Genomic DNA, 19,800 nt, shown 5'->3' with positions numbered 1-19,800 from the left:
TCGCTATTGATAATCATGATCATTATCATTGCGATTGATTATTAATAATGATATCGGAGGGCAGTTTTGCAGATCACGGATCTGCGCAAAATTCTTGGGGAATCGATATGTCACTTTCTGCGAAATGCCGCAGCCCGTTCGGGTTGGCTTTGCTGGCATCGGCAAGTCTGCTTGCACTTTCTTCGGTCAGTGTTTCTGCACAGGAAACCAAAACCACCCAGAAGTCCGATGACCAGACCATCGAACTTGAACCGATCACCATCGAAGGCCAGGCAGCGCAGGAAGCCGGCGATCCCACCCCACCCGTCTATGCGGGCGGCCAGGTTGCCACCGGCGGGCGTGCCGGTATTCTGGGGAACAAGGATACGCTTGATACGGCAATCAACACATCGTCCTATACCGAAAAACTGATCAAGGACCAGCAGGCCGATACCATTGCCGATGTGGTCGATAATGACCCCGGCGTTGTCACATCCTACAGCTATGGCGGGTCGGGCGACCGTTACATGATCCGCGGTTTTGTGCTTGATGGCGATGATGTTTCGCTTGATGGCCTGTATGGCACGGCACCGCGCCAGCTTGTCGATGTATCGATGTATGATCGTGTCGAAGTCACCAAGGGCGCATCGGGCTTTATCAACGGGATGTCACCGGGCGGCAGCGGCATTGGCGGGGCCATTAACCTGGTGCCCAAGCGCGCCACTGACACGCCAATTACCAGCCTGACCACGACCTATGGCATGGATAGCGAAGTTGGCACCCACCTTGATGTGGGCCGCCGTTTTGGCAAGGACAACCAGTTTGGCATCCGCGCCAATCTGAAATACAGCGACGGCGAAACAGCGATTGATGATGAAGAACGCGAAACCATCGCTGGTGCCCTGTCATTTGACTATCGCGGCGACGACACCCGCATCACCATCGATAGCGGCCATAACGAAAAAAACACCGATCATGGCCGCACCTCGATCACGCTGAACAGCGCACTGACTGCGATCCCCGATGCCCCGTCTGCATCCCATAATTTTAACGCCGATGGCACCTGGGCCGACCTGCAGGATGATTTTGTCCAGGGCCGCGTTGAACATGATTTCAGCGAAAATGTGATGGGCTATGCCGCCATTGGCACGCGCCATATGGAAGAATCCGGTATTTATTCCACCTCGCGGATTGATGGCACCGATGGCACCATGAGCTACAGCAGCTCCTATATCGTGCGTGAGGATACCACCAACAGTGCCATGGGCGGCGCACGGGTGAAATTCGATACACTCGATATTTCACACGAGCTTAATGTTGGCGCATCGGGCATGTGGAGCAAAAGCCACCAGGCTTGGGCCTTTGCCAGCGGTTTTGCTCGGAACAGCGGCAATATCTATGGCGAAACGCCGTCATCCTATCCGGCACTGGGGGCAGCCACCGGCGATCTGAACGATCCCGGCCTGCGTAACACCAACGACCTGACCAGCTATTTCCTTGCCGATACGCTTAGCTTCCTTGATGACCGCGTTCATTTTACCGCCGGAGTTCGTCGCCAGTCCGTCACCACACGGCAGTTCGACCTGACCAGTGGTGCGCGCACCATCAATTACAGCGCCGATGAATACACGCCGATGTTTGGTGTCGTCGGAAACGTGACCGAACAGGTCTCTGTCTATGCCAATTACATGGAATCACTTTCGCCGGGTGAAACGGCCCCCTCTGCCGGTTCGGACCCGACCCTGACCAACCCCAGCGAACAGCTTGCCCCCTACACGTCCGAACAATATGAAATCGGCGTCAAAGCCGATTACGGCACCATTGGCGGCAGCATCGCCCTGTTCCAGATCGAAAAGCCGTCGGCCTATAAAAATGCCAGCAACACATTTGCCGCCGATGGCGAACAGCGCAACCGTGGGCTGGAACTTCAGATATTTGGCGAGCCGGTTGAAGGCACACGTATTCTGGGCGGCGTCACCCTGCTGGATGCCCAGCTGACCGACACCCAAAACGGCACCAACAATGGCAACAGCCCCATCGCCGTGCCCGACTATGTTGCAAAACTGGGCGTGGAATATGATTTGCCGTTCCTTCACGGGGCGACGGTCAATGCCCGCGTCATCCACACGGCATCACAATATGCCGATGCCGCCAATACCCTTGAAATTCCGTCCTGGACGCGCCTTGACCTTGGCGCACGTTATGAAACCGAACTTGGCAATTATCCGGTTACCATGCGGGCCAATGTCGAAAACGTCACCAATAACGATTATTGGGCATCGGCCAATGGCGGGTATCTGACCATGGGCGCACCGCTGACGGCCAAACTTTCGCTGACGGTTGATTTCTGATCACCCTGCCAACAGGCACAGCACCCAAAAACAAAACGCCACCCGAAAAACCGGGTGGCGTTTTTATGTGCGCGATAGGTGTTTGCCAACGGCCAATCAGGCCATGGGATAACTTAAAATCAGGCCCGTGCCTTGCTTTCATCGAGGCCCAATGCTGCCAGTGCGGTGCTGACAATTGCGGCAGCATCAAGCCCTGCTTCGGCATATTGTTTTTCGGGTTTGTCATGATCAAGCAGCGTATCAGGCAAAGTCATGGTCCGAACCTTCAGGCCCAGATCCAGCAGGCCATGCCCTGCCATATGCTGCAATACCAGCGCACCAAAGCCGCCAATCGACCCTTCTTCGATCGTAATCAGCACTTCGTGGTTGCGTGCCAGCTTTTCAATCAGCTCGCCATCCAGCGGCTTGGCAAAGCGGGCATCGGCCACCGTGGTTGAAAGGCCACGTGCAGCCAGATCCTCGGCCGCAGAAAGGGATTCAGCAAGGCGGGTACCGTAAGACAGAATGGCAATCTTGCTGCCTTCGCGCAAAACGCGCCCCTTGCCAATTTCCAGAACCTGGCCTTCGGCAGGCAGTTCAACACCCACACCTTCGCCGCGCGGATAACGAAACGCGCTGGGGCGGTCATCAATGGCCCAGGCCGTGGTGGTCATATGGACCAGTTCGGCTTCATCCGCCGGGGCCATCAGCACGATATTGGGCAAACATCCCAGATAGGCCAGGTCATAGGCCCCGGCATGGGTTGCCCCATCCGCCCCCACCAGACCGGCCCGGTCCAGTGCGAAACGCACCGGCAGGTTCTGGACCACCACATCATGCACCAGCTGGTCATAACCGCGCTGCAGGAAGGTGGAATAAATGGTGCAAAACGGTTTGTAGCCTTCGCATGCCATACCGGCAGCAAAGGTTACGGCATGCTGTTCGGCAATCCCCACATCAAAGGAGCGTTCCGGGAACGCATCAGCAAACAGGTTAACCCCCGTGCCTGACGGCATGGCAGCGGTAATCGCCGTTACCTTTTCATCCTTCTGGCCCAGCTTGACCAGCGTTTCACCGTAAACCTTAGTGTAGGATGGTGCATTGGGGGTCGGCTTGGCCTGCTTGCCCGTCACCACGTCAAACTTGGCAACGCCATGATATTTGTCCGCCGCATGTTCCGCCGGGGCATAGCCCTTGCCCTTCTGCGTCACAGCGTGGATCAGGATCGGACCATCAAGGTCGGCATCGCGTACATTTTTCAGAACCGGCAGCAAATGATCCAGATTATGCCCGTCAATCGGCCCGACATAGAAGAAACCCATTTCTTCAAACAGGGTGCCCCCGGTCATCATGCCACGGGTATATTCTTCAATCTTGCGGGCGGCTTCCTCGATCTGGCGGGGCAGATGTTTGGTCAGGCCCTTGGCCGCATTGCGCAAGCCCTGGTAACTTTTGCCCGAAATCAGACGGGACAGATACCCCGACATGGAGCCTACCGGCGGGGCAATCGACATGTCATTGTCGTTCAAAATCACAATCAGGCGCTGATCGGTGGCCGCAGCATTGTTCATGGCTTCATAGGCCATACCCGCACTCATCGCACCATCGCCGATCACGGCAATCACGTTTTTGCGTTTGTCATCCGATAGCTGGTTGGCAACTGCCATGCCCAGACCCGCCGAAATTGAGGTTGAGCTATGGCCCGCACCAAACGGGTCATATTCGGATTCCGAACGTTTGGTAAAACCGGAAAGACCGCCACCCTGACGCAGGGTGCGAATACGGTCGCGCCGCCCGGTCAGAATTTTATGCGGATAGCACTGGTGCCCCACATCCCAGATCACCCGGTCATGCGGGGTATCAAACAGGTAATGGATGGCAACGGTCAATTCGACCACACCCAGCCCAGCCCCCAGATGCCCCCCGGTGACCGAGACGGCATCAATGGTTTCCTGTCGCAATTCATCGGCAAGCTGGCGCAATTGGGCTGGCTGCAACTTGCGCAGGTCTGACGGGATCGTAACAGTGTCAAGCAGCGGGGTCTTGGAGGTGGTCATGCCGAACTCGATTTTTGTGTTCTCTCAGCGTTGAATTTCATGACAACAGGGTGACGCTTTGGTGATCCCATTGCAAGGGGCGTAAAATAGCGGGGTTGCACAAAATTAGCGACCCCGAAATTGCGCCAAAATCAGCCCGCGTGAACACGATCCAAAAAGTGCGCAACAAGCTGCTTTACGCTGTCATGGATCTGGTGTCTTTCCCGGCCAAAATCCCGGCACAAATGCGGAAAATTTTGCGCAATATATTCCGTACAGGGCGGCAAAAACGAATAATGCCCGGCCCCCTTTACCCGCACAAAACGGGCCCTGCCGCGCAATAATTCGCGAAAGCGGGCAGCGTTAACATCATGCAGCAACACTTCATCAGTATCCGCCTCGATCACCAGCATGGGAATATCCACACCTTCAAACCCCGCCGGGGTTGCCGCCACACCAAAGGCCGGTGCAATGGCAATGATGGCCGATATCCGCCCATCGCGTGCCGGTACAATCGGGGCACCGTGGCTGCCAGCCAGGCGGTTCAAATCATGGTCGCCAGGTACAAATTCGCAAATCACGCGATCAGATTCGTGGTTGATCTCGCAATAACGCTGCCATTCCCCGGCATCAAACTGCCAGCCTGCCAGTTTCAAAACCGTTGCCCCACCAGCCGAATGGCCAAGGGCGGTAATGCGGCCTTGATCGATATGCGGGGCGATATCCTCGCGCGCCAAAATCAAATCCAGCGCCTGGCTTACCTCGAACGGGCGCCGTTCGATAATGGTCAGCGACCGAGCATCACCGGCATCAATGTAATTGTCGCCTTCATGCTGGGGGGCGGCAACAATATAGCCGCGTCGCGCCAGATGTTCCGCCAGCCAGAAATGCACAAAACGGTGCCCTTCCGAACCATGCGAAATGATCACCAGCGGAAACGGCCCACCTAGCGCAAATTCGGCATTGCGGGCGACCTTGCTGGCAACCCCCATATGGCGAACGGGTGTTTCCTCGCCCACAGCCGGGTACCACAAAGCCAGCGGGAACGGATCCTTGTCAAAAATCCGGTCGCGAAAACCTGCACTATAGGCGGGCTTATCCTGTGTATCGGGCATTGATCCGCCTTCAATCCGCGCTTTGCTTAACGTTTGCGATCAATCACAAAGCGGGCAACGGCACGAAGCGGTTCTGCCTCGCCATCAAACGCATCAAGATGATGAATGGCCTGATCACACAGCATCTGTGCCTGCTCGCGCGCCTGTTCCAGGCCCAAAAGCTTTACATAGGTGGATTTTTCCTGCTCGGCATCCTTGCCTGCGGTTTTGCCCAAATCATCGCTGCTGGCTTCCACATCGAGCAGGTCATCCTTGATCTGGAAGGCAAGGCCCATGTCATGGGCATAGGCCCGAAGCCCCATACGCATGCTGGTGGGGGCTTTGCCCAAAATCGCCCCGGCTTCGCAGGCAAAGGCAAACATGCGCCCGGTTTTCAGCAGGTGCAAATGCGTTACCTGTGTTTCGCTCAGGCTTTTCCCTTCGCCGGCCAGATCAATCATCTGTCCGCCCACCATGCCGTAAGGGCCTGCCGCGCGCGCCATGGCACGCACAAGCTGGGTGCAGACACGCGGATCAGGGTGGGTTTCTTCATCAGCCAGCACTTCAAATGCCTGGGTCAGCAGGGCATCACCGGCCAGTATGGCGGTTGCCTCGTCAAACTGCTTGTGGCAGCTCGGCTTGCCGCGACGCAAATCGTCATTATCCATGGCAGGCAGATCATCATGGATCAGCGAATAGGTATGGACCATTTCAATCGCGGCGGCCACGCGCAATGCCGATGTCCGCGAAACTTTAAACAGCCCGGACGATGCCATCACCAGAAACGGGCGCAGCCGTTTGCCTTCGCCCATGGTGGAATACCGCATGGCTTCAAACAGGCGTTCTTCAATCTGTCCATCGGGACGGGGCAGGATCTTGTCAAGCATGTCGCCAAGATCGGCAGAAGCCTCTCCCAGCGCAGAAATCAGGTCATAGCTCACCTGGGACTCCGCCTTGAATGTGGTTATTCGATTTCGGTAGCTGTTGCGCTTGGGCGGCCATCGGCACCCAGGGTAATCTTTTCGATGCGTTCTTCAGCAGCCCGCAATTTGTCAGCGCAATGACGCTTTAACGCGGCCCCACGTTCATAGGATGCAATCGCGTCATCAAGGCCCACCTGCCCCTGTTCAAGCTGCCGCACCAGATTTTCAAGCTGGCCCAGGGCCTCCTCAAAGCTCAGTTTGGCGATATCTTCGGGTATTACAGGATTTGCGTCCGACATGTTTGCTCCTTTTTATTGGCTGGGCGGAGTTTACGCGCAAGGAAACAGCAGGGCAACACAAAGCCCTGCCGTTCTTTTCGCGTAACACGCCAATTGCACCCAAACACGCGATATCGGCGCGATATTATCCCATCATCAGGGCACGCACATGTGCGAGCACCGAGGATGCCAGCGACGGCAAATCATACCCGCCTTCCAGAATCGACACGACCCGGTTCTCGCAGCATTGGGCCGCCACTGCCAAAAGCTGTTCGGTCATCCAGGTAAAATCGCTTTCCACCAGCGACAATCCCGCCAGCGGGTCATTGCGATGGGCATCAAAACCCGCCGAGATTATCAGAAGCTCCGGTGCAAACCCCGTCAGCCCCGGAATGACATAATCCTGAAAGGCCGTTTGCAGCTCGGCCGTTGCCGCCCCGGCGGAAAGCGCAACGTTAAGAATGTTATTTGCGCAGCCCCGATCCATCGGATCACCCGTGCCGGGGTAAAGCGGCCATTGATGTGTCGAACAATAAAAAAGGTCCGGGTCGTGATAAAACAGGTCCTGGGTGCCATTGCCGTGATGCACGTCGAAATCCATCACCGCCACCCGTTTGATGCCGTATTTTTCGCGCGCATAATGGGCTGCCACCGCCGCATTGTTAAACAGGCAAAAGCCCATTGCGCGTTCATATTCGGCATGGTGACCGGGCGGGCGCACCCCGACAAAGGCATTGCGTTCGTGGCCCTGCATCACCGCATCCACGGCAACACATGCGCCCCCTGCCGCACGCAGGGCCGCCTCGCCCGATGCCGGTGAAATATAGGTATCGCCATCAAGCGATATTTCGCCCTTGGCCGGGATGGCGGCAAAAATACGGTCCACATAGGCCGGGTCATGCACCTTTTTGATCAGGTCGATATCGGCGCGCGTGGCCTCCTCCCGATGCAGGAACATGAATTCCTCGGCCTCCAGCACACGCTGGATCACCCGCAGGCGGTCTGGCTGTTCGGGGTGGCCAGGCCCCGGATCATGTTCGATACAGGCCCGATGCGTGACAAACAATGTTGCCATTTCTGTCTGCTGCCTCCCGTTTTTTGTGCCTGCCCCTGCATATGTGCACATCACACGGGCATTCACCTGCGGCATGTCGCCACAGGCGCGGCTTCTTGTAACCTTACGTAACACTTGGGTTGACGCAACGAAGAAACGATTGCAATTTAACCCTTCATTGCGCCGTTTGGCGTAACCTGCCCTGGCATAGACCACACGCAACTGCAAATAAACTCTACCAAAGTCCAATTTTGACAGTTTTCCGGAAATGGCCGTAAAATAATGTCAAAATTCCCAATTCGCAGGTGGCACCTGCTCAAACAGGTAAAAGACGATACTTTAGAACAGCATTTTCAGCGCGTACGGGATTGCGCTTATCCCCATAAGTCTATAAAACGCCATGGTTGTGAAAAAATGAGCATAGTCTCATCTGTGATAGCGGGGTAAACTATCACACTTTCGCAACCGGGAGTAAATCCGGGATGAAGTGAGGCAAATGGAAATAAAAGAACTAGAACAACAGGCCGAACGGGCTAGTGGGCTTCTCAAAGCTATGAGCAACCAGAGCCGGTTAATGATCCTGTGCCAGTTGCATAATGGCGAGCGATCCGTGGGTGAACTTGAACGGATCATCGGGCTCAGCCAGTCTGCGCTTTCCCAGCATCTTGCCAGATTGCGGCGGGACCAGTTGGTCAAGACGCGGCGCGAAGCACAGACAATCTATTATTCCCTGCACGGTGATGAAGCCATCCGCGTTATCAAAACCCTCTACGAGCTTTACTGCATCGACACAGAGGAAAGTGACGTCGCATAAAACGGGCATGCGCGCATCCCAGGCATAAAAGAAATGGCCTGCCGTCATCGGGATGCGGCAGGCCATTTTATTTGATCATCTGCCTGCCCCATATGGCGGGTCGCACATGCCGACCCGATCACGGGCAGCTTAAAGCCCTTTAATCACATTGCGGCGCAGGCAATTCGCGCACGCGGATCAGATCACCCTGCAATTTGAAATCGCCGTAATTTTGCACCAGCCCCTGGGCAACGCCGTTTTTGCCGTAATCAATCGACATTTCATAAGCCGGGCGGTCATCGTCGCTATCAATCGGGAAAAACGCCATGCTGATGCGGTGAAACGGCTTGTCTGCGATATGGTTTTCATCGCGTGCCTTATTGTCCGCATCCATCGCGCCGGAGACAACGGCTGAAATCTGATAGGTCGGTGTATCGCCCCCGCCATCAAAAACCCGGTCGCTGGCAAAGACATCGCCATCAATGGCATGCTGCAACAGTTTGATGGAATGCTGGGTCGGAAACAGGGTATCAACAGGCAGTTCTTCGGTGACATCAACCGGTTTTTCGTAATGCACGACAACCTTGTCATCCTGGCGTTCGGCGTTGCCGTTTACCTCGTCGGTCAGGTAACCATCCTGAAAATCACGCACACGGAACCGGTAATGTTTTGCCGCGAAATCTTCCCACTGGGTCATGCTGTAGGATGAATTGATCGCACTTCCCTGCGGCCCCTGCAAAATCAGCGAATTGCGCAATTCCGAAATCCAGCCGTCACAGACCTTTTCAAACCGGAAGCCAAATGCCCCGCGCGCAGCAATAACCGAACTGTTCGCGCTGGTCGAAATCAGGCGCAGCCGATATTCCGCGACATGCGAAACCAGACCATTTGCCGCCGGTGAAGGTCCTGCCTGTGCGCTACAACCACCCAGCGCAGCCCCCAATACCACCGCGGCCGCAATTGTTGCATAACGGCCTGCCGCATTTCGCATTATGTTTGGCAAATCTACTCTCCGCTGCCGACGATATCCACAATCCACGAATCCTTGACGCCATTTTTGGCCGTAACAAGGCGCAGATTATTTGCACGCGACATATCCATTGGACCTACTGCAATTCTAAGATAAGGCGTACCCTCTACCGTCGCAGGAATCAATTGCGGATGATATTGCGCATATTGATTAAGGGCCATCTGGGCCCGTTTGTGGCTGGTAAAACTGCCCAGCACCACATATTTGCCATTCGCCGGGGCACCGGGCGCACTTTGCTGTGCCGATACCTGCTTGCCCGCCAGGGCATCTTTGCCCGATGCCTGCTTTTGGCCATCCGGCCCGGCGGCATCTCCCTTCAGGGACGCATTCGCTGGTGCCTTTGCACCAGTTACCGCCCCTGCACCAGCCCCGGCCGGTGCAGGTGGCAGCATGGCCTTATGGCGCACATCACTGCTTTCCAGTTTGGCCGGTGCCGGTGGGCGGACATCTTTGCTTGTGGTTTTCGCAGTCGCGGCAGTAGCAGCATCCAACCCACCGGGCTGGCTCGATGCATCCTCTTTGGCCGCGTCCATTTCCGTTGTTTCCATTGCCGTGCTGGCATCATCCCCCGGCAAAGCTGCCATTTCCGCCTTGGGGGCGTCATCCACAGCCATGCTTTGCGCGTTATCCTGCGCGGCCATGTCTGCGGGTTCCGCCGATGCCTGGGCGGCAATAGCACGCTGGTCAAGCTGGCTTGCTGCGGGCGGGACCGCCACAATCATGATATCGGCCGAATTCTGATACGGATGCAGGCGGGCGCTGCCGGGTTTGCTCCAATCCTCGACCGGAGTATTAACGGCGTAAATGGTGGTGGAACGCGCACCAGAAAGCGGGTTTGTTGCCCCCGCCCCGTCGCGATCAACAAATCCCATTGCCGCACCGGAACCGACCTTGCAATCGCCATTGCCAAACAGCGACGCATCCGTACCACAGCCCTGTCCGGCGACAAGTGCACGCTGGTTTTCGGCAACCGTGCGCCCCGTCGTGACATAGCTGATCAGATCATCGGCCAGTTTGGATAATGTCGTGTCATCCCCCGACCCGCCACAAGCGCTCAGAAACAGGGGGGCTGCTGCTATCAGAAACCGTTTCACTGCCCGTCTCCCATCGAATAATACGTCCTTGTCCAATTCTGACGCACAGCACCTTAATATATGGGTAACACCAGTTGCAAATTCGCAACAAAAAAGAGCGATCAGCATCGCCAATCGCTCTTTTTGGAGATTTCAGTCAGCGGCATATGCCGTGATCAGTCTTTTTTCGCCTTCGGCGGCAACTGAACACGCAAATGCAGTTCTTTTAACTGGCGGTCTTCGACAACCGACGGCGCATTCATCATCAGGTCCTGTGCCTGCTGGTTCAGCGGGAAGGCAATGACTTCGCGAATGTTCGGTTCATCGGCCAGCAGCATGACGATACGGTCAACACCCGGGGCCGAACCACCGTGCGGCGGTGCGCCAAATTTGAATGCGTTCAGCATGCCACCAAAGCGGTCTTCGACCACTTCCTTGCCATAACCGGCAATTTCAAAGGCCTTGTACATGATGTCCGGGCGATGGTTACGAATGGCACCCGAAGACAGCTCGATACCGTTACAAACGATGTCATACTGCCACGCCTTGATATCAAGCGGGTTCATGTTTTCCAGCGCGTCCAGGCCACCCTGCGGCATCGAGAACGGGTTGTGGCTGAATTCGATCTTGCCGTCGTCATCTTCCTCGAACATCGGGAAATCAACAATCCAGCAGAACTTGAACTTGCCTTCTTCGCGCAGGGCCAGGTCATCACAGATCTTTTCACGCGACTTGCCCGCAAATTTGGCAGCCGGAAGCGGCTTGTCGCAGGCAAAGAACACGGCATCGCCATTGGCAACACCCGTGGTTTCCTTGATCGATGCAATGCGTTCAGCATCCAGGTTCTTGGCAATCGGGCCTTTGGCTTCGCCGTTTTCATCATAAACGATGTAACCCAGACCAGCCGCACCTTCTTCACGGGCCCAGGCGTTGAGCTTGTCAAAGAAGCTGCGCGGACGGTTGGCGGCACCCGGTGCCGGGATCGCACGGACCACCGAACCTTTTTCGATGTTGCTGGCAAAGATGCCGAAATTCGAACCACGGAATGCTTCGGTCACATCCGAAATCACCAGCGGGTTACGCAGGTCGGGCTTGTCCGAACCGTATTTCGCCATCGATTCATCAAACGGAATACGCGGGAACGGGAAATCGGTTACTTCGCGACCACCACCAAATTCAACGAAAATCTCGTGCAGGACCGGCTCGATCGCAGCGAAAACGTCGTCCTGGGTGGCAAAGGCCATTTCAAAGTCGAGCTGATAGAACTCGCCCGGTGAACGGTCAGCGCGTGCATCTTCATCGCGGAAGCAAGGTGCGATCTGGAAGTAACGGTCGAACCCCGAAACCATCAGCAACTGTTTGAACTGCTGGGGGGCCTGCGGCAGGGCATAAAATTTGCCCGGATGGGTACGCGAAGGTACGAGGAAGTCACGTGCACCTTCCGGCGAGGACGCGGTCAGAATCGGCGTCTGGATTTCGAGGAAACCCTGTGCCGTCATTTTCTGGCGCATGGCCGAAATGACCTGCGAACGCAGAACGATGTTTTTGTGAACGCTTTCGCGACGCAGATCGAGGTAACGGTGACGCAGGCGAACTTCTTCGCCATATTCGACATCACCAAATACCGGCATCGGCAGCACATCAGCCGAGGACTGCACTTCGATGTTCGAGGCATAAACTTCGATTTCACCGGTCGGCAGGTTCGGGTTGATGGTTTCGGCGGTACGTTTCACGACCTTGCCGTCAACCGTAATCACGCTTTCCGCACGCGCCTTGTCCAGAAGTTCGAACAGCGGGCTGGAAATGTCGATCACGACCTGGGTGATACCATAATGATCGCGCAAATCGACAAACAGAAGGTTGCCGTGGTCGCGTTTGCGGTGGATCCAGCCAGAAAGGCGGACTTGGGCATCGGCGTCGGAAACGCGAAGTGCATTGCAATTATGTGAGCGATAAGGATGCATGGTCTTTCCAGGTTGCGTTATATTTTGGGCCGCGATTTGGGCGCAAAGGTGCATGGCTGACCGGCGCTGTCAAACAAAAAACGCGCAAATCCCCTCCTTGCGGTGCCATATCGGCATCCCCCAGGCGGCATTTGCGAAAACATCCTTGTTTCAGGCACCGCTCAGTACCCTCATTTTTCCGTATAAAACGCTTCTCGCCTGCCCGCGTCAAGTATTGGCGCTATCAGGGGACGAACTCTCGTCACTGTCGTCATTGGTCGGGCGGGCATCACCCTGCAAATTCTTGACCTTGATAAAACGTTCCAGCCGCCCTGCCCCCCATTTCACGGCCGACCAGTCCGCAACATCAAAGCTGAACTGGCACAGTGCGCAGGTGGGAAATTTGCGTTCCATATCGGGGCGATGGCCATTTTCATCGATTCCGGTCAATGCCAGGGCAAAGCTTTCCATTCCCGGATTATGCCCCACCATCATCACGCGGTCGGCTTCTGCATGGGTTTGCTGCAAACATTTCAGCAGGGCTGTTTCGCTCGCCATATAAAGGTCCTGGGCGTAAATCACCTGGTCGTCCCCGGCAAACTGCCGCCCCAAAAGACCCAGTGTCTGCACCGCGCGGGCGGCGGTTGAACACCACACCAGATCGGGCATAAGCCCTTCGCGCATTAAAAAACGCCCCATCACCGGGGCGGCCTTTTCGCCGCGCGGGTTGAGTTCGCGGTCATGGTCCGCCCGGCCCGGATCCGCCCAACTGGATTTGGCATGACGCAACAGCAACAAGGTTTTCATGAATTTCTCGCCCGCTTTGCCCATTTACGATGGATCAATGTTTTCGCCCACAGACATGCCATAAGGTGGGCATCGGCACCACGTAAAAAACTGACATATAATTGTAGGATTTCAGGACCATCTTATTGGCTATTCTGCCACGTCGAATCTATCTGGCCGTCATCGGGGCAATTGCTTTTTCCGGGTTACAAATTGCAGTTTAACAAACAGTTATCGTATACTCGCGGGCAAGAGAGATGGTGGCGTTTTAATTCCAACACCATATGGCTCATGGCAGGAGGCTTTGCGTGAAACACGCTGCGGCAATTCAATCCAGTGCAATCACCACTGATTCGGAAAAACGCTTTATCAATCGCGAACTGTCGTGGCTCGCATTTAATGGCCGCGTTCTCGAAGAAGCCCAAAACCAGAATCACCCCTTGCTGGAACGTCTGCGCTTCCTGTCCATTTCGGCCAGCAACCTGGACGAATTTTACATGGTGCGTGTGGCCGGCCTTGTTGGCCAGGTCCGGGCAGGCATGACCAATATTAGCCAGGATGGTTTAAGCCCGTCCGAACAGCTTCGCGCCATTACCTATGATGCCAACCAGCTTTTGCAGGATCAGCAGCGCATCTGGCAGCAATTGCGCGCCGATATGCACCATCTGGGCATTTCCGTTATCGAACCCGATGATCTGACCCAGACCGACCGCAAATGGCTTGATGGCTATTTCATGCGGGAAATTTTCCCGACCCTGACGCCGCTTGCCATTGACCCGTCACATCCCTTCCCGTTCATTCCGAACCTGGGATTTGCCATTGTCATGCAGTTGTTTGACCCCTCAGACGGGCACAATATGCGCGGGCTGATCCCGATGCCGCCGAAAATTGGCCGCTTCCTGCGCCTGCCGGGCCGCACCGAACGGTATCTGCCGCTCGAACATGCGGTATTGATGTATCTTGATAAGCTGTTCCCCGGGTTTGACCTGATCGAACATGGCCTGTTTCGTGTCATCCGTGATTCGGACGTGGAAATCGAAGAAGAAGCCGAAGACCTTGTGCGCGTGTTTAAAACCGCGCTGAAGCGCCGCCGCCGTGGCAGCATCATTCGCCTCAAGGTCAATGCATCGATCCCCGAAGACCTTTTGAATTTCGTGATCGATGAACTTAACGTTGCCCCCGAACAGGTCGTCAAGGTCGATGGCCTTTTGGGTGTGGTGGACGTCAAACAGCTTATTGATTCCGACCTGCATCACGACCTGCTGTTCCCGCCCTATGCCGCGCGTTACCCCGAACGGGTTCGTGATTTTGGCGGGGACTGTTTTGCCGCAATCAGCAAAAAGGACCTGGTCGTTCATCACCCGTTCGAGGATTTCGACGTGGTGGTGCAGTTCCTGTTGCAGGCCGCGCGCGACCCCGATGTGGTTGCCATCAAACAGACCCTTTATCGCACATCCGAAAACAGCCCCATCGTCAAGGCGCTGATTGCGGCGGCCGAAGCGGGCAAATCCGTTACCGCGATGGTCGAGCTTAAGGCACGCTTTGACGAAGAAGCCAACCTGCGCTGGGCCGCCGACCTTGAACGTGCTGGCTGCCAGGTGGTTTACGGCTTCCTTGAATGGAAAACGCACGCCAAAATATCGCTGGTTGTGCGCCGCGAAACCCACGGGCTACGCACCTATTGCCATTTTGGCACCGGCAACTACCACCCGATCACGGCCAAATTCTATACCGACATTTCCTTCTTTTCGTGTGACCCGGCACTGGGCCGCGATGCAGGCAGCATTTTCAACTTCATGACCGGCTATGCCACGCCGCGCTCGCTTGAAAAAATTGCCATTGCCCCGCACACCCTGCGCCCCAGCCTGGTTGCCAATATCGAAAAGGAAATTGAAAACGCCGAGGCTGGCAAACCCTGCGGCGTCTGGGCGAAAATGAACAGCCTGGTCGATCCGGTGGTGATCGATGCCCTTTATCGCGCCTCGCAGGCGGGTGTGCCGGTTGATCTGGTGGTGCGTGGTATTTGCTGCCTGCGCCCCGGTGTACCGGGTCTGTCGGAAAATATTCGCGTCAAATCGATTGTCGGGCGTTTCCTTGAACATTCCCGCATCGTGGTTTTCGCCAATGGCGCAAAACTGCCATCGCGCAAGGCCAAGGCTTTCATTTCATCGGCCGACTGGATGCCGCGCAATCTCAATCGCCGTGTCGAATGTCTGGTGCCAATTGAAAATCCCACTTGCCATCGCCAGATCATCGAACAAATCATGATTGCGAATTTGAAGGACACCGCCCAAAGCTGGTATCTGCAACCTGACGGGTCCTATGAACGCTGCGAAGCGGGCAAGGATGCGTTTTCGGCCCACGACTATTTCATGACCAACCCGTCCCTTTCGGGCCGGGGCAGTGCCCTTGATGAAGACAGCGTGTCTTCTGTGCCGGTGCTGGTTCTCGACGAATAATAACCAGGTATTTTCAGCCATATGCTTACCGATCAAAGGGTCTCCAAGCGCATTGCCATCATTGATGTCGGGTCGAACTCTGTCCGGCTTGTCGTTTTTGATGGTCAAACGCGCGCCCCTGCGCCCATTTTCAACGAAAAGGTCATGTGCGGTCTGGGCCGTGACCCTGATGGATCGGGTAAACTGAACGCCGAAGGGGTTGAAATGGCAATCGGTGCGCTGCGCCGTTTTGCCACCCTTTTGCTGGCCATGAAAATTTCGCGCGTCGACGTGCTGGCAACCGCTGCCGTGCGCGCCGCCAGCGATGGTGATTATTTCTGTCGTCGCGTTTTCGATGAAACCGGCCTGACGGTCAAAATCATTGATGGCCTTGAAGAAGCCCGCCTGTCGGGCCTTGGCATTATTTCGGGTGATCCGCATGCCACCGGCATCATGGGGGATATCGGGGGTGGCTCGCTTGAACTGGTGCTGCTTGATCAGGGGCAAATCCAGGAACGTGTCAGCCTGCCGCTGGGGGCCATGCGCCTGCATACCGTTTTTGGCAGCCAGCGCGACGCCCTTGAAAACGAGGTCAACCGCCACCTTGATAGCGTGCCCTGGCTTACCGAACATCAAAAACTGCCGCTTTATGCCGTTGGTGGTTCCTGGCGTTCGATAGCCAAACTTTATATCGCGCAGGAAAACTACCCCATTTCGGTCGTGCATAACATGACCATGCCCTTTGGCGAAATCGCTGACCTGACCAAAATCATTTCCCAGCAAAGCCGGGCGTCGCTGGAAAAAATCGGCGGTGTTTCCAAACGCCGAACCGACAGCCTGCCCCATGCAGCCCTGGTCATGCATCATCTGATCAACCGCATGAAGGCCAGGGAAGTTATCTTTTCCGGCCATGGCCTGCGTGAAGGCTGGATGTTTGAAGCCCTGCCCCAGGAAGTCCGCGATCGCGACCCGCTGCTTGAAACCTGCCTCAGCTTTGCCGAGGACAGCGAACGTTTCCACCAGCATGGCGAAGAACTTTACCGCTGGACCGATCCCATCTTCCGTGACCAGCCCGCCAATCTGCGCCGCCTGCGTCTGGCGGCCTGCATCATTGGTGATATCGGCTGGAACGACCACCCCGATTACCGCGCCGAACAAAGCTATAACCGCGTGGTGCGCCATCCCTATCTTGACCTGAGCCATGTGGACCGCGTCTTCCTCGCCTATACCATCGGTTCGCGCTATACCGGCAATTTCCGGGGTGATGCGGCCTTTGACCGCCTGCTTGACGAAGACACCCGCAAAAGCGGCCGCCTGTTTGGTCATGCCATCCGGCTGGGCCACACCCTTTCGGGCGGTGTTGAAGGCATCCTGCCGCATAGCGAACTGGTGCTGGATGACAAAACCCTGATCCTGCGCCTTCATCGCAAGATTGGCGATCTTAACGGTGAAGTCGTCGATCAGCGCCTGTCCAAGCTGGCAAAATTGATGGAATGTGACAGTAAAATAGAAATTGTTGATGCAACCTGATATGGGGGAAGCTCACGGTTTGATTCTGTATACAATATGGGGTGGATAATACCGCCCGCTTGTATCCAAAGCAGGCTGTGAGCATCGCACAACATCATGGCCTTTAATGGGGATCGCAACGAAATGACTGGCACGAAAACGGTAAATGAAAAAATTTCCCGCGGTGTCCTGAATATCGATGCACTTAAAAAGCAGTCCCGCACCCTGTTAAAGTCATTGCGCGCTGACGAGGCCGACGCCCGCAAGCGCCTGCGCGAACACCATCCCAAAGGGGCCAATCGCAAGGCCGCCGATCTTAAAGTTTCCGATGCCCAGCAAATTCTGGCGCGCGAACACGGCTTTATCAGCTGGCCGGAAATGAAAACCCATATCGACCAGATGGTGCTGACCGAACAGCAACTGGCGACCGGCTGGTTAACCGTGCCCGATACGCCCGGCACCCTGCATATCCGCTGTGGGTCCGATATTCGCAATACCCTGGAACTGGCCGGTTTTCGGGGCCATTTTCAGGAATTTTCCGACCCGTTCTGCCAGGGGCCGGTGCCGGAACTGCCCCTGCCCGTTTTAATGCAGACCCGTGCTGATTTCATCGCCGATGCCTATGGCCTTAATATCGATGAAACCCAAAACCGACAGCATGCTGAATATAGCGCCCTGATGGCCGCTGGCGATTATCGCCATATCGTGCTGTGGTTTGAACATGACAGCTACGATCAGCTTATTCTGGCCTTCCTGCTGGACTTTTTCGGCGCACTTCGCCTGCCAGGCAAAATCGAACTGATCTGCATTAATTCCGTGCCTGATGTTGGCAAATTCACCGGTCTGGGCCAGCTTGCCCCCGATCAGCTGCGCTGGGCATGGGAAAATACCCGCACCCTTGTGGGCGATTCCCACTATGAACTGGGCCGCAAGGTCTGGAAGGCTGTACGTGCTTCGGACCCGGCTGAACTGGCCCTGTTTGCCAAATCGGCATCGGCCACCCGCCCGATTGCCCTGATGGCAAAGGCCCTGCAACGCCATCTTGCCGAATTGCCCGCCAGCGACAATGACCTGTCCCTGACCCAGCAACTGGTTCTTGAAATTCTTGATGAAGCCGGACCGCTTACGGCTGGTCGTGTTTTTGGTCGCCTGATGCGCGATAAGGAACCCCTTCCTTTCCTAGGCGATCTGATGTTCTGGCATGTGTTAGAGGACATGACGACCATCGCCCCCGGCAGCGAAGCCCTGTTTGAGATTGATGACAGCAAACTGCCCTGGGCAGAGCGCACCCTGACCATCACCAAGACCGGCACCGAAACAATGCGGGGAAACCAGCGCTTTTTCGCATCCTATTGCGGCACCCGCTGGGTTGGCGGCGTAAAAATTACGGCCGATGGCAAATGCCCGCACTGGGATGTAGCCCGCAAGGCGCTGATCTGAACGACCAGCACGCCCCCCCATCGCTTAACCACCAGCAACCAGCCATCAGCAACTGCCAATGGTAGTTAGCTTTCGGCCTTGCCTTCCTGGCATTCAATAGATCGGGCGATCTGAAATATCTGATCCCGCAGCCAGCGATGCCCCTGTGATGCCGCATTGCGCACATGCCAGCTTTGGTAAAACCGCACCGACGGCAATGAAACCGGGCAGCGGCAGGTTGCCAACCCCGCCATCACTGTCCCGGCCAGGCGGGTGGGCAATGTTGTGATGACCGGTGTTCCTGCAATCAGGCGCGGGATATTGTCAAAGGACGACACCTGCAAAACCGTGCGGCGGCGGCGGCCCATTTTTGCCAGTTCCTCGTCAATTGCGGCACTGTCATCATCGCCAAAGACAATGCGCGCATGGGACGCCGCACAATAAACATCCAGCGTATCGGGCGGCACGGTATGAAAGGCCGGGTCGTAATAACAATGCATTTCTTCATCAAGCAGGGCGCGCTGGATAATGTCGCTGGCATCCCCGCCATAATCGGCGGCAACGGTTAAATCAAACGATCCGTCACGCAATTTCGCCACCTGTTCCTGCCCGCTGCGAACCGGACGAATTTTAAAGGCAATATCGGCTTCATAATCCTGCAGGCGGTGAAACAGCACCGATAAAATCACCGTGACTTCGTAATCATTGGCGCCAATCGAACAATGAAGGCTGTGTTCCGGGTTATGCGGGTCAAAGGCGTTGGCGCGCGTCAGGCTGCGCATTTCCTCGATCATCTGGCGAATGCGCGGGGCCATTTCACAGGCATGGGCGGTTGGAATAATCCCGCGTCCGGCGCGCACAAACAGCGGATCACCCACAATTTTGCGCAGCCGTTCCAGCCCGTGGCTGACCGTGGGCTGCCCCACCCCCAGCAATGCCGCCGCTGCGGTGACAGATCCCTGATCATAAATTGTTATGAACAACTGCAGCAGCCGAAAATCCAGATCTAATTCATCGAATTTCATGCATGATTTCCATTCATTCCATCGAATTGATCATATGCCATTTTCCCGGCAGGATCACCGCCAATCACGCGGTAACCCGCAGAAATTCGG

Annotated in this window: 15 protein-coding genes; 5 read left to right on the top strand and 10 right to left on the bottom strand. The window is 55.9% G+C overall.

The window, feature by feature from the left end; all coding sequences use genetic code 11:
- The first annotated feature begins 107 nt into the window (after positions 1–107).
- Positions 108–2,330 carry a TonB-dependent receptor gene (locus tag CSC3H3_RS06370; RefSeq protein WP_157831850.1) on the top strand — a complete coding sequence of 741 codons (2,223 nt, stop codon included), beginning with the start codon at positions 108–110 and terminating at the stop codon, positions 2,328–2,330.
- 119 nt (positions 2,331–2,449) lie between these two features.
- Here CSC3H3_RS06370 and dxs read toward each other — a convergent pair whose 3' ends face one another.
- The 5 genes from dxs to CSC3H3_RS06345 all read right to left on the bottom strand — a co-directional run bounded on the left by dxs (position 2,450) and on the right by CSC3H3_RS06345 (position 7,715).
- A complete protein-coding gene (gene dxs / locus CSC3H3_RS06365; protein WP_101284317.1) occupies positions 2,450–4,366 on the bottom strand; it encodes a 1-deoxy-D-xylulose-5-phosphate synthase in 1,917 nt (638 codons plus the stop codon).
- Positions 4,367–4,497: 131 nt separating this feature from the next.
- Positions 4,498–5,460: an alpha/beta hydrolase family protein gene (locus CSC3H3_RS06360; RefSeq protein ID WP_101284316.1), complete on the bottom strand. Its 963-nt coding sequence runs from the start codon at positions 5,458–5,460 to the stop codon at positions 4,498–4,500.
- 26 nt (positions 5,461–5,486) lie between these two features.
- Positions 5,487–6,326 (bottom strand): polyprenyl synthetase family protein, encoded by an 840-nt coding sequence (locus CSC3H3_RS06355; protein WP_101286130.1) that lies wholly within the window; start codon positions 6,324–6,326, stop codon positions 5,487–5,489.
- A gap of 77 nt (positions 6,327–6,403) precedes the next feature.
- Positions 6,404–6,661, bottom strand: coding sequence for an exodeoxyribonuclease VII small subunit (locus CSC3H3_RS06350; protein WP_101269502.1), 258 nt, complete (start codon positions 6,659–6,661; stop codon positions 6,404–6,406).
- Between the two features lie 124 nt (positions 6,662–6,785).
- On the bottom strand, positions 6,786–7,715 hold the full coding sequence (locus tag CSC3H3_RS06345; RefSeq protein WP_101286129.1) for a histone deacetylase family protein: 930 nt from the start codon (positions 7,713–7,715) through the stop codon (positions 6,786–6,788).
- Between the two features lie 475 nt (positions 7,716–8,190).
- On the opposite strand from CSC3H3_RS06345, the gene CSC3H3_RS06340 reads away from it, so the two are divergent.
- On the top strand, positions 8,191–8,508 hold the full coding sequence (locus CSC3H3_RS06340) for an ArsR/SmtB family transcription factor (protein ID WP_101269498.1): 318 nt from the start codon (positions 8,191–8,193) through the stop codon (positions 8,506–8,508).
- Between the two features lie 139 nt (positions 8,509–8,647).
- Here CSC3H3_RS06340 and CSC3H3_RS06335 read toward each other — a convergent pair whose 3' ends face one another.
- From CSC3H3_RS06335 to CSC3H3_RS06320, 4 genes are all read right to left on the bottom strand, one after another.
- A complete protein-coding gene (locus CSC3H3_RS06335) occupies positions 8,648–9,490 on the bottom strand; it encodes an EipB family protein (RefSeq protein ID WP_245881305.1) in 843 nt (280 codons plus the stop codon).
- 2 nt (positions 9,491–9,492) lie between these two features.
- Entirely contained in the window at positions 9,493–10,611 is a 1,119-nt protein-coding gene (locus CSC3H3_RS06330) for a hypothetical protein (protein WP_101284315.1), read from the bottom strand.
- Positions 10,612–10,766: 155 nt separating this feature from the next.
- The gene (gene aspS / locus CSC3H3_RS06325) at positions 10,767–12,554 is read right to left on the bottom strand and encodes an aspartate--tRNA ligase (RefSeq protein WP_101284314.1); all 1,788 of its coding nucleotides are present in this window, start codon (positions 12,552–12,554) and stop codon (positions 10,767–10,769) included.
- 207 nt (positions 12,555–12,761) lie between these two features.
- Positions 12,762–13,340: a SixA phosphatase family protein gene (locus CSC3H3_RS06320; RefSeq protein WP_101286128.1), complete on the bottom strand. Its 579-nt coding sequence runs from the start codon at positions 13,338–13,340 to the stop codon at positions 12,762–12,764.
- Between the two features lie 287 nt (positions 13,341–13,627).
- On the opposite strand from CSC3H3_RS06320, the gene CSC3H3_RS06315 reads away from it, so the two are divergent.
- The 3 genes from CSC3H3_RS06315 (at position 13,628) to CSC3H3_RS06305 (ending at position 18,706) form a co-directional block, all read left to right on the top strand.
- A complete protein-coding gene (locus CSC3H3_RS06315) occupies positions 13,628–15,778 on the top strand; it encodes an RNA degradosome polyphosphate kinase (protein WP_101269488.1) in 2,151 nt (716 codons plus the stop codon).
- Between the two features lie 21 nt (positions 15,779–15,799).
- Positions 15,800–17,287, top strand: coding sequence for a Ppx/GppA family phosphatase (locus tag CSC3H3_RS06310; RefSeq protein WP_101284313.1), 1,488 nt, complete (start codon positions 15,800–15,802; stop codon positions 17,285–17,287).
- A gap of 123 nt (positions 17,288–17,410) precedes the next feature.
- Complete coding sequence (locus tag CSC3H3_RS06305) at positions 17,411–18,706, top strand: DUF1835 domain-containing protein (RefSeq protein WP_101286127.1); 1,296 nt, start codon at positions 17,411–17,413, stop codon at positions 18,704–18,706.
- Positions 18,707–18,771: 65 nt separating this feature from the next.
- Here the strand turns inward: CSC3H3_RS06305 and CSC3H3_RS06300 are convergent, their stop codons facing one another.
- The gene (locus CSC3H3_RS06300; protein ID WP_101284312.1) at positions 18,772–19,710 is read right to left on the bottom strand and encodes a LysR family transcriptional regulator; all 939 of its coding nucleotides are present in this window, start codon (positions 19,708–19,710) and stop codon (positions 18,772–18,774) included.
- Positions 19,711–19,800 lie beyond the last annotated feature (90 nt).

It is taken from the genome of Thalassospira marina (genome assembly GCF_002844375.1).
Taxonomy (GTDB): domain Bacteria; phylum Pseudomonadota; class Alphaproteobacteria; order Rhodospirillales; family Thalassospiraceae; genus Thalassospira; species Thalassospira marina.
The sequence above is the reverse complement of the archived record's forward strand: the minus strand, read 5'-3'. Positions and strand labels throughout refer to the sequence as shown.

Excerpts from the sequence above, each read along its gene's own strand:
- CSC3H3_RS06310 (WP_101284313.1), top strand. The coding sequence starts at position 15,800 with ATGCTTACCGATCAAAGGGTCTCCAAGCGCATTGCCATCATTGATGTC.
- CSC3H3_RS06305 (WP_101286127.1), top strand. The coding sequence starts at position 17,411 with ATGACTGGCACGAAAACGGTAAATGAAAAAATTTCCCGCGGTGTCCTG.
- CSC3H3_RS06370 (WP_157831850.1), top strand. The coding sequence starts at position 108 with ATGTCACTTTCTGCGAAATGCCGCAGCCCGTTCGGGTTGGCTTTGCTG.
- CSC3H3_RS06360 (WP_101284316.1), bottom strand. The coding sequence starts at position 5,460 with ATGCCCGATACACAGGATAAGCCCGCCTATAGTGCAGGTTTTCGCGAC.
- CSC3H3_RS06320 (WP_101286128.1), bottom strand. The coding sequence starts at position 13,340 with ATGAAAACCTTGTTGCTGTTGCGTCATGCCAAATCCAGTTGGGCGGAT.
- CSC3H3_RS06300 (WP_101284312.1), bottom strand. The coding sequence starts at position 19,710 with ATGAAATTCGATGAATTAGATCTGGATTTTCGGCTGCTGCAGTTGTTC.
- CSC3H3_RS06350 (WP_101269502.1), bottom strand. The coding sequence starts at position 6,661 with ATGTCGGACGCAAATCCTGTAATACCCGAAGATATCGCCAAACTGAGC.
- dxs (WP_101284317.1), bottom strand. The coding sequence starts at position 4,366 with ATGACCACCTCCAAGACCCCGCTGCTTGACACTGTTACGATCCCGTCA.
- CSC3H3_RS06345 (WP_101286129.1), bottom strand. The coding sequence starts at position 7,715 with ATGGCAACATTGTTTGTCACGCATCGGGCCTGTATCGAACATGATCCG.
- aspS (WP_101284314.1), bottom strand. The coding sequence starts at position 12,554 with ATGCATCCTTATCGCTCACATAATTGCAATGCACTTCGCGTTTCCGAC.
- CSC3H3_RS06340 (WP_101269498.1), top strand. The coding sequence starts at position 8,191 with ATGGAAATAAAAGAACTAGAACAACAGGCCGAACGGGCTAGTGGGCTT.
- CSC3H3_RS06355 (WP_101286130.1), bottom strand. The coding sequence starts at position 6,326 with ATGCTTGACAAGATCCTGCCCCGTCCCGATGGACAGATTGAAGAACGC.